General features: G+C 73.9%; 2 protein-coding genes. Both read right to left on the bottom strand.

Annotation, left to right across the window (positions count from 1 at the left end; all coding sequences use genetic code 11):
* On the bottom strand, nucleotides 1-1,456 hold a 1,456-nt coding region (locus PUR71_RS00535), incomplete at its 3' end, for a type I polyketide synthase (protein WP_329924285.1).
* 36 nt (nucleotides 1,457-1,492) lie between these two features.
* A partial coding sequence (locus PUR71_RS00530) for a phosphopantetheine-binding protein (RefSeq protein ID WP_329924284.1) occupies nucleotides 1,493-1,955 on the bottom strand: 463 nt, incomplete at its 5' end.

Below are 1,955 nucleotides of genomic sequence, written 5' to 3'. Positions count from 1 at the left end.
GCGCGTCCAGCGCCGCCTCCGACTTCGCCGAGACCACCCACGGCACCACACCGGCAACGACCGACGGCTCCTCGGCCGCGGCGTCCTCCTCCACCGCCTCCTCGACGATCACGTGCGCGTTCGTCCCACTGATCCCGAACGCGGACACGCCCGCGCGGTGCGGCCGGTCCACCTCCGGCCAGGCCCGGGCCTCGGTGAGCAGTTCGACGGCTCCCGCCGACCAGTCCACCTCGGCGGACGGTGCGTCGACGTGCAGCGTCTTCGGCAGCACGCCGTGCCGCAGCGCCATCACCGTCTTGATGACGCCGGCCGCGCCGGCCGCCGCCTGGGTGTGACCGATGTTGGACTTCAGCGAGCCGAGCAGGAGCGGCCGTTCGCGGTCCTGCCCGTAGGTCGCGAGGAGCGCCTGGGCCTCGATCGGGTCGCCGAGCGGCGTGCCCGTCCCGTGGCCCTCGACGGCGTCGACCTCTCCGGCCGACAGTCCGGCGGCGGCCAGCGCCTGGCGGATGACGCGCTGCTGCGAGGGGCCGTTGGGCGCCGTCAGCCCGTTCGACGCGCCGTCCTGGTTGACGGCCGAGCCGCGCAGGACGGCCAGCACGGGGTGCCCGTTGCGGCGCGCGTCCGACAGGCGCTCCAGCACCAGGACGCCCGCGCCCTCGGCCCAGCCCGTCCCGTCCGCCGCGTCGGCGAACGCCTTGCAGCGCCCGTCCGGGGCCAGTCCGCCCTGGCGGGAGAAGCCGGAGAAACTCATCGGCGTCGACAGCACGGTGACCCCGCCCGCGAGGGCGAGCGTGCACTCGCCGGCCCGCAGCGCCTGCGACGCCAGGTGCATCGCCACCAGCGAGGACGAGCACGCCGTGTCGACCGTCACCGCCGGGCCCTCCAGCCCGAAGGTGTACGACACCCGGCCGGACAGCACGCTCGCCGTCAGGCCGGTGGTCGCGTGGCCCTCCATGTCCTCGTCCGAGTTCATCACCACGCCGACGTAGTCCACGCCCGCCGTGCCGACGAACACGCCGGTGCGGGTGCCGCGCAGGCCGCTCGGGTCGATGCCGGCCCGCTCGAACGCCTCCCAGGACGTCTCCAGCAGCAGGCGCTGCTGCGGGTCCATCGCGAGGGCCTCGCGCGGCGAGATCCCGAAGAAGGCGGCATCGAACTCGCCGGCCGCGACGAACCCGCCCTCGATCGAGGCGCTGCTGCCGCTGCCCTCGCCGAGCAGCGCCGCGATGTCCCACCCGCGGTCCGCGGGGAACCCGGTGATGCCGTCCCGCCCGTCCGCGACCAGTTGCCAGAGCTCCTCGGGGGTGGTCACCCCGCCCGGCAGGCGGCACGCCATGCCGACGATGGCGATCGGCTCGTGCCGGCCCGACTCGGCCTCCAGCAGTCGTTGGCGGGTCTGGTGCAGGTCGGCCGTGACCCACTTGAGGTAGTCAACGAGCTTGCTGTCGTTCGACATGGGGGGTGGTGCCTTCCTGTGATGAGGCGGGGTCGGTCAGCGGTTGCCCAGACGGCCGAGCTCGTTGTCGATGAAGGCCAGGACCTCGTCCGCGCTCGCTGCTTCGAGCCGCTCCGCAATGGCGTCCTCGGCATTCTGCGCGTCCTGGTTTCGCAATTTCTCCAGCATTCGGCGCAGCCGGAGGGAAACCGCGCCGCGCGTCGCCTCGTCGGTGTCCGCGTCGGCCAGGGCCGCGTCCAGGCGGTCGAGTTGGCCGAACAGTGCGGCGCCGTCCGCCGCGTCCTGCTCGTCGAGGAGCACGCCGAGGAGGTGGGCGCCGAGGACGGCGGACGTCGGGTGGTCGAAGACCAGGGTCGCGGGCAGGCGCAGGCCGGTGACGGCGGTCAGGCGGTTGCGCAGTTCGAGTGCCGTGAGGGAGTCGATGCCGAGGTCGTGGAAGTCCCGGTCGGCGGCGACGGCCTGCGGTGAGGCGTGGCCGAGGACGGCGGCGGCCTCGGTG

Source organism: Streptomyces sp. SP17BM10 (assembly GCF_036322405.1).
Classification (GTDB): domain Bacteria; phylum Actinomycetota; class Actinomycetes; order Streptomycetales; family Streptomycetaceae; genus Kitasatospora.
This window is presented reverse-complemented; position numbering and strand designations above follow the sequence as displayed.